Consider the following 7369-nt stretch of genomic DNA (forward strand, 5'->3'; position numbering starts at 1 on the left):
AGACCGTCTCGCTCGACGACTACATCGGCCGCATGAAGGCCGGCCAGGACGACATCTACTATCTCACCGCCGACGGCTACGCCGCGGCCAAGAGCAGCCCGCAACTCGAAGCCTTGAAGACTCACGGCATCGAAGTGCTGCTGCTGACCGACCGCATCGACGAATGGCTGTCGAACTACCTCACCGAATACGCCGGCAAGAAGCTGCGCAACGTTGCCAAGGGCGATCTCGACCTGTCGAAGTTCGGCGGCGCGAACGAAGAGAAGCGCAAGGAAGCGGAGAAGGCTGCCGAAGGCGTGGTCAAGAAATTGAAGGAGCTGCTCGGTGAGCGCGTGCGCGACGTGCGCGTGTCCGCGCGCCTGACCGATTCGCCGTCGGTACTCGTGCTCGACGAACACGACATGAGTCCGGCCATGCAACGCTTGCTCAAACAGGCCGGCCACGACGTGCCCGAGTCCAAGCCCGTGCTCGAGATCAACCCGACGAACGTGCTGGTCAAGCGCCTCGAAGGCGAAAGCGATGCTGCGCGTGCGACCGACCTTGGTCTGCTGCTGCTCGAGCAGGCGCAGATTCTCGAAGGCGCGCAGCTCGAAGATCCTGCGGCCTATGTACGCCGGGTCAATTTGCTGCTGGCCTCGGCGTAGCCGGCGCAACGCGGCGACGCGGCATCAGGCCGCGTCGTGAAAAATGATGCCGAGCGTTTGCCGCGTGCCGCTGCGCACGCGGCTGACGCCGTGGCGCAAGTTGACCTGATAGGCGCCGCGCACGCCTTGCACGGGTCGATGGCGCACGGCGAAGACCACCGCATCGCCCTGGCGCACCGGCACGACTTCCGCGCGCGACTGCATGCGCGGACGCTGTTCGGTCAGCACGAATTCGCCGCCTTCGAAATCGCGTTGCGGCTCGGACAGCAGGATCGCGACCTGCAGCGGAAACACCTCGTCGCCGTACAGATCCTGATGCAGGCAATTGTAGTCGCCGGCGGCGTATTGCAGCAGCAACGGCGTCGGCCGTGCTTGGCCGGCAGCGTGGCAGCGGGCGATGAAATCCGCATGCGACGCCGGATACCGTACGGCAGCATCCGTCGCTTCGTTCCAGCGGTTCGCGATCGGAACGAGTCCTGGATAGAACGCGCTGCGCAGTTCCTCGACCGCATCGGGCAGCGGATAGCGGAAGTAGCGGTACTCGCCGCGACCGTAGCCGTGTCGCGCCATGACGACGCGGCTGCGGAAGCGCGCGTCATCGACGTACATGCCCGCAAGCACGGCGCATTGGGCCGGCGTGATCAGTCCTTCGATCAGGGCATTGCCGCGCGCATCGAGTTCGTCTTCGATGCGCGGCCAATCGAGGCGGGCAATCCGGTCGGCGAGATCGGGCACGGCGTCCGCGTGTGCGGGCGCCGTCATGCCTGCGCCTCGCGTTCGAGCAGTGCGCGCTTGCGTTCGACGCCCCAGCGATAACCCGACAGCGCACCATCGTTGCGCACGACGCGGTGACAGGGAATCGCGACGGCGATCTTGTTGCTCGCGCAGGCCTGTGCCACCGCGCGCACCGCCTTCGGCGCGCCGATGCGTTCGGCGATCTCGCTGTAGCTCGCGGTCGCGCCGGCCGGAATCTTGCGCAAGGCCTCCCAGACGCGCTGCTGGAACGCGGTCCCGCGCACATCGAGCGGCAGATCGAGACTGCGTTGCGGCGCCTCGACGAAACCGACGACGCGGGCGACGAGTTCAGAGAATTCCGCATCGTCGCCGATCAGCTGCGCGTTCGGGAACTGGTCCTGCAGGTCGCGTGCGAGCCGGTCGGGATCGTCGCCGAGCAGGATCGCGCAGATGCCTTTGCCGCTGCGTGCAACCAGGATGGCGCCGAGCGAACACTCGCCGATCGCGAAGCGGATTTCGGCGTTGGCGCCGCCGCGACGCCAGTCGCTCGGAGTCATGCCGAGCAGGGCGTTCGAGTGTTCGTAGAAGCGCGCGTTCGAGTTGTAGCCGGCGTCGAAGATCGCGTCGGTCACGCGCTCGCTGCTGCTGAGTCTGTCGCGTACGCGATTGGCACGGTGTGCGGTCGCATAGGCCTTCGGCGTCACGCCCGTGATCGCCTTGAACACGCGATGGAAATGGTAGGGACTCATGCCGGCCTGCGCCGCGATCGTTTCCAGGTTCGGCGTTTCCTCGGCGTCCTCGATCCAGCGGCAGGCGGCGAGGATCACGTTGGCGTGCTGCTCGGCGAGCGAAGGCTGATCGGGCTTGCAGCGCTTGCACGGCCGATAGCCGGCTTTTTCGGCGTCGGCGCGCGTCGCGTGGAAATCGATGTTCTCCGCTCGCGGCAGGCGCGCGCCGCAGGACGGCCGGCAATACACGCCGGTGGTCTTGACCGAGTACCAGAATGTGCCGTCGGCTTTCGCGTCCTTGGCGACCACGGCCGACCAGCGCGGATCGGCTTCGACGACGGAGTTTTTTAGCATGGCGTTCATCTGCGTTCCTTTGGGTTTGCGGGAAGATGGACGCAGCTTATTGACGCGCATGATCGCAAGCACTCCGACTCTTGCGGTTGAATTCAGTCCACGGAACCGGCCACATTGGTTTCGACCTTGTGCGGCCGCCGCCGTTCGAGCACGGGATGCACGAGCACCGCACCGATGATGATGGCGACGCCGAGGTAGAACGCAAGGTCGAGATCGCGCTGTTCGCCGAACAACGGGATCGCGAGCAGGATCGCGTAGACCGGTTCGAGGTTGACCGCGAGTTCCACCGCGAACGCCGACAGGTGGCGCAGCGCGACCAGCGACAGCGTGAACGGCACCAGCGTGCAGGCGATCGCGAGCACGAGCAGGAAGAACGAGTCGTGCAGGTTCGGCAGGTCGAACACGCTGCCTTCGTGCGGGACGATCGAGGCGATCAACCACAGGATCAGCGCGCCCGTGCCAAGTTCTATCGCCGTCACTGTGAACGGGTCGGCATGGTCGACCAGGCGCTTGTTGAGCGCGCCGAACACCGCACAGAAAAACGCCGAAACCACGCCGACGAGCACGCCCATGCGCATCTCGCCCGGAATGCCGCCGACCACGAGCGCGACGCCCGGCACGACGCCGATGCCGATCCACAGCTCGTGCCAGCGGAACTTCCTGCGCGCGAGCCACGGCTCGAGCACGGCGAGGAACACCGGCGCGATCGCGATGCAGGTCGCGCCGACCGAGGCGTTGGCGAGCTTGACCGAGGCGTAGAACGACAGCCAATGCAATGCGACGAACAAGCCTACCAGCGCATAGCTCAGCAGCAGGCGCGGCGATATCGCGCGCAGGCCGCGCCAGACCTTCGGCACGATCAACAGCGCCAGCGTGACGATCAGCATGCGCCAGCGCACGAGCGCGAGCGCGGGCAGCGAGATCAGTTTGCCGAGGATGGCGGTGAATCCCCATAGCAGCACGCAGAAATGAATCTGGAATTGCGCGATGCGCAATGCGCGTTTGGAATCTGCGGACGCGGCGGTGAGGGCGGACATGGGAACTTAACTTTCAAAACGTTACTATCGCCGTGTATGTCGATTCTGTCCATCGTGAAGTTCCGCCGCTGCGCGGTTTTCCTCTTGTCTGCGCTCATGCTCGGCGGCTGTGCTTGGTTTCGCCGCGCGCCCGAGCGCGGAGCGCCGGAAACTGCGCAGGAGCAGGCCGCGGCCGAGCCTGGCCGCTACATCGTCACGCCCGAGCGCGGCGCCGACGTCGTCGCCGAGTTGCGTATCGCGCCGCCGCCGCAGACGCCGGAGATCGTCGATGGCGTGGGCATCGCGGCCGACCAGGGCAAGGTGAACGCGAAGGGTTTCGTGCGCATCGGCACCGGCTGCCATCGCGACAGCGACGCTGCCGCGCGCGAATGGGTGCAGCGCATGGCCTTACTCCACGGCGCGGAGAAAGCGTTCATCTATGTTTTGCCGGCGGACGCGAAGGCGACCGCAAAGCTCACCGCGGAGATGACGGCGGCATGCGGCAGCGAAGCCGGGCCGTTGCCTGCGGCACTTGTCGCCACCTACTACGTGCGCTTCAAGCTTCCGTTCGGTGCCCAGTTCCGTAACTTGACCGCGGACGAGAAGCAGAAGCTGGGAGTTGGCGGCGGCGTGCAGATCGGCAAGGTGGTCGACGGCACGCCCGCGTCGGCGGCAAATCTGCGCAGCGGCGATTTCGTGCTCAAGTTCAACGGGGGAGCGGTGCACGATCTCAACGATTTTCGTCAGATGCTGCGCACGAACATGGGCAGGCGCGTGACCTTGACGATCAGCCGCGATGGCGTGCAGGTCGAGCGCATGGTGCGCCTCGGCGTGCTTGCCACCGAATCGCGCGACGCAAAAAAATAGTCTTTCGGAAAAGGGGAGTGCAATGAGAACGAATTTACGCCGGCTCGTTGGTGTGGTCGCGTTGGCCTGTCTGTGCACGGGCGCGGTATCCGTGGCAGACGCTGCGACAAAGAAGCCGCCGACGATGGCCGATGTCATCAAGGAATCCAAGCCTTCAGACTGGCGCACACTCGATCCGGCGAACACGCTGTATCTTGATCTCGCATCCGGCCGCGTCGTCATCGAGCTCGCGCCCGAGTTCGCGCCGAACCATGTCGCCAACATCAAGGCGCTGGTCAAGGAAGGATACTTCGACGGCCTCGCGATCCTGCGCGTGCAGGACAACTACGTCGTGCAGTGGGGTGATCCCTACGCCGACGCGCGCAGCGGCGAGCCTAACCAGCCGCGCCAGATAAAGACCGCCAAGCGCAAACTGAAAGCCGAATTCTCGGTGCCGTTGAATGACAAACTGCCATTCGTGCGCCTGCCGGACCCCGACGGCTGGGCGGCACAGACCGGTTTTTCCGGCGACTTCCCGAGCGCGCGCGATCCCAAGCTGCGCCAGGCCTGGCTGACGCATTGCTACGGCACGGTCGGCGTCGGCCGCGACCTCGATGCGGATTCCGGTGGTGGCACCGAGCTCTACGCCGTGATCGGCCCGGCGCGCTGGCTCGAACGCAATATCACCGCGGTCGGCCGCGTCGTGCATGGCATGGAACTGCTGTCGGGCCTGCCGCGCGGTACTGCGACCATGGGCTTCTACGACAAGCCCGAGCAGCGCGTGAAGATCGAACGCGTGCGCCTCGCTGCCGACGTGCCCGCGGCCGAGCGCACCAACCTCGAAATCATGCGCACCGACATGCCGACGTTCACCGCGCTGGTCGAATCGCGGCGCAATCGCATCGATGATTTCTACAAGGTGCCGCTCGGACACATCGACGTGTGCAGCGTGCCGATTCCGGTGCGACCGGCGAAATAGATATCGCCAACCGGTCGTTCACAACTACGGGCTGTCGTTTGCCATTTCGACGAATGCTGCGTGATAGGCATCTACGCATTCTTTGCAGATTCTTGCGTCCTTGCCGTCAGCGAAACCGCCTTGGATTTGAAACGGACGCTTCCCGCAAAATGAGCAACTGCTATTGCCGGGAAGCGAATCGAAGTAGTTCAGTGCATCTCCTACGCTAACGCCGCGGTCGATCCAACGACTTTCTACGCCCGGATACCGTTTGGCGGCGGCGAACTTGCAACTCTCCACGGAATCGCCCCCACTGACTCCCAATACGGTCCAATCACCGTCGCAGTGAAACAACATTGGGCCGACGTCGTTGCCAAGATTTTCGCAGATGGCAAGCAACGGAACTTTTTCGACGAGAGTATTGCCGTGGTAAAGCCTGTTGTTCGGACGATAGGCGAGATCGCCGACGAGCGCGTAGAAGACGACGCGCGCGCTATCGAGTACCGGTGGTGGTGCTTCAAAATTCACGTTGGCGAAATTTTTCTGGCACCTCGGCCACTTCCCCGCAGTTCTTGCACGTGCGCGCATCGAGCGAGTGATAGAAGCGCTTGAACACGGGCGGGAAATCCTTCTCGATGCTGTGCAGGTGGAAGTATTCGTCGTAGAGCGGATGGTTGCAGCGCGCGCAGAACCAGAGCAGGCCGTCGTTCTCGTGCACCAGGCGCTTGCGTTCGATGACGAGGCCGATGCCGCCGGCCATGCGCTGCGGCGAGTGCGGCACGCGCGGCGGCAGGTAGAACATCTCGCCGGCGCGGATCGGGATGTCGCGCGCATGGCCTTCGTCCTGCACCTTGAGCACCATCTCGCCTTCGATCTGGTAGAAGAATTCTGGGCCTTCCTCCCAGTGGTAGTCGCTGCGCGCGTTCGGGCCGCCGACGATCATGACGATGAAGTCGCCGTCAACGATGCACTTGTTGCCGACCGGCGGCTTGAGTTCGTCGCGATGCGCGGCGATCCATTTGTGCAGGTCGATCGGTGGAGTCAGCATGGCGCGGTCCGTCTGGTTGTCGTGGTCTTGGCGAGTTGGCCCGAATTGTCCCATACTGGTCTCGAAAACGGCTCGTCCACAAGACCTGGATGGCGCACGATGGCGGCACCTCGAAACCGCAAGGAGTCTACCATGAGCCAAATCGACACCGCCGTGCTGAGCATCGATGTGCAGCAGTCCTTCCCCGCGCGCGACTACTGGCGCGAGGACGACGTGCCGGCGTTCCGCGCCAACATCGTCCGGCTGATCGAAGGCGCCGCGGCCAAGGGTTGGCCGGTCGTGCGCATCCTGCACGAGGATGGCGACGGCCCGTTCTCGCAGGCGAGCGGCCTGGTCAAGCCGCTCGACTGGATGCCGCAGACGCACGCGGTCGAGTTCGTCAAGCACGTGCACAATGCGTTCACCGACACCGGACTTGACCGCTGGTTGCGCGCGCACGGAATCCGTCGCCTCATCGTGGCCGGAATCCGCACCGAACAATGCTGCGAGACGACCACGCGCGTCGCTTCCGATCTCGGCTACGAAGTCGATTTCGTTGGCGACGCGACGCTGACTTTCCCGATGACGGATCCGGGCAGCGGCAAGACCTTCAGTGCGAAGGACATCCGCGAGCGCACCGAGCTCGTGTTGCGTGGCCGCTTCGCGCGCATTGCGAGCGTGGAGGAAGCGCTTGCGCGCGGGTGATGCAGGCGGCGCGAAGCCGATCGATGTCTGGTTCGTGCTGCCGCCCGATCTGGTCCTGCTCGACTTCGCCGGGCCAGCCGAGGCGTTCCGCATCGCCGCGATGCGCGGCGGCGCGTTCCGCGTGCATGTCGCCGCTGCCGAGGCTGCGGCAACCACGTCGCTCGGCGTGACGCTCGGACGCATCGAATCTCTGCCCGATGCGCTGCGAGCCGAAGACCTGCTGATCGTCTGCGGTTCGACCAACGGCGAGGCGGCCCTGGCTTCGAAACCGGGGCGCGCGCTGGTGCGCTGGCTGCGCGATGTCGGCGGTACGCCGCGACGCTTCGCTTGCGTCTGCGCCGGCGCGCTGTTCGCCG

At 64.8% G+C, this 7369-nt stretch carries 8 protein-coding genes and 2 pseudogenes; 5 read left to right on the forward strand and 5 right to left on the reverse strand.

The window, feature by feature from the left end; all coding sequences use genetic code 11:
* Window positions 1-644: pseudogene (locus tag VF497_RS16365) on the forward strand (molecular chaperone HtpG); the annotation flags it as partial.
* A 24-nt stretch (window positions 645-668) separates the two neighbouring features.
* Here the strand turns inward: VF497_RS16365 and VF497_RS16370 are convergent.
* The 3 genes from VF497_RS16370 to VF497_RS16380 all read right to left on the reverse strand — a co-directional run bounded on the left by VF497_RS16370 (window position 669) and on the right by VF497_RS16380 (window position 3498).
* Window positions 669-1406 carry a 2OG-Fe(II) oxygenase gene (locus VF497_RS16370; RefSeq protein WP_330890681.1) on the reverse strand — a complete coding sequence of 246 codons (738 nt, stop codon included), beginning with the start codon at window positions 1404-1406 and terminating at the stop codon, window positions 669-671.
* Entirely contained in the window at window positions 1403-2470 is a 1068-nt protein-coding gene (ada, locus tag VF497_RS16375; RefSeq protein WP_414706932.1) for a bifunctional DNA-binding transcriptional regulator/O6-methylguanine-DNA methyltransferase Ada, read from the reverse strand. Before ada ends, VF497_RS16370 begins: the two co-directional genes overlap by 4 nt.
* Before the next feature lie 83 nt (window positions 2471-2553).
* Window positions 2554-3498, reverse strand: coding sequence for a DMT family transporter (locus tag VF497_RS16380; protein WP_330890683.1), 945 nt, complete (start codon window positions 3496-3498; stop codon window positions 2554-2556).
* A 36-nt stretch (window positions 3499-3534) separates the two neighbouring features.
* On the opposite strand from VF497_RS16380, the gene VF497_RS16385 reads away from it, so the two are divergent.
* Window positions 3535-4344 carry a PDZ domain-containing protein gene (locus tag VF497_RS16385; protein ID WP_330890685.1) on the forward strand — a complete coding sequence of 270 codons (810 nt, stop codon included), beginning with the start codon at window positions 3535-3537 and terminating at the stop codon, window positions 4342-4344.
* 22 nt (window positions 4345-4366) lie between these two features.
* Window positions 4367-5302 carry a peptidylprolyl isomerase gene (locus tag VF497_RS16390; protein WP_330890687.1) on the forward strand — a complete coding sequence of 312 codons (936 nt, stop codon included), beginning with the start codon at window positions 4367-4369 and terminating at the stop codon, window positions 5300-5302.
* A 24-nt stretch (window positions 5303-5326) separates the two neighbouring features.
* Here VF497_RS16390 and VF497_RS16395 read toward each other — a convergent pair whose 3' ends face one another.
* Both VF497_RS16395 and VF497_RS16400 read right to left on the reverse strand, forming a co-directional pair.
* Window positions 5327-5809 (reverse strand): hypothetical protein, encoded by a 483-nt coding sequence (locus tag VF497_RS16395; protein WP_330890689.1) that lies wholly within the window; start codon window positions 5807-5809, stop codon window positions 5327-5329.
* Entirely contained in the window at window positions 5799-6329 is a 531-nt protein-coding gene (locus VF497_RS16400; RefSeq protein ID WP_330890691.1) for a 3-hydroxyanthranilate 3,4-dioxygenase, read from the reverse strand. Before VF497_RS16400 ends, VF497_RS16395 begins: the two co-directional genes overlap by 11 nt.
* A 132-nt stretch (window positions 6330-6461) precedes the next feature.
* Between VF497_RS16400 and VF497_RS16405 the strand changes: the two genes are divergently transcribed.
* Entirely contained in the window at window positions 6462-7013 is a 552-nt protein-coding gene (locus VF497_RS16405) for an isochorismatase family protein (RefSeq protein ID WP_330890693.1), read from the forward strand.
* Window positions 7000-7369: pseudogene (locus tag VF497_RS16410) on the forward strand (thiamine biosynthesis protein ThiJ); the annotation flags it as partial. The gene VF497_RS16405 and the pseudogene VF497_RS16410, both read left to right, overlap by 14 nt.

The sequence above is a fragment of the Rudaea sp. genome (genome assembly GCF_036383415.1).
Classification (GTDB): Bacteria; Pseudomonadota; Gammaproteobacteria; order Xanthomonadales; family Rhodanobacteraceae; genus Rudaea.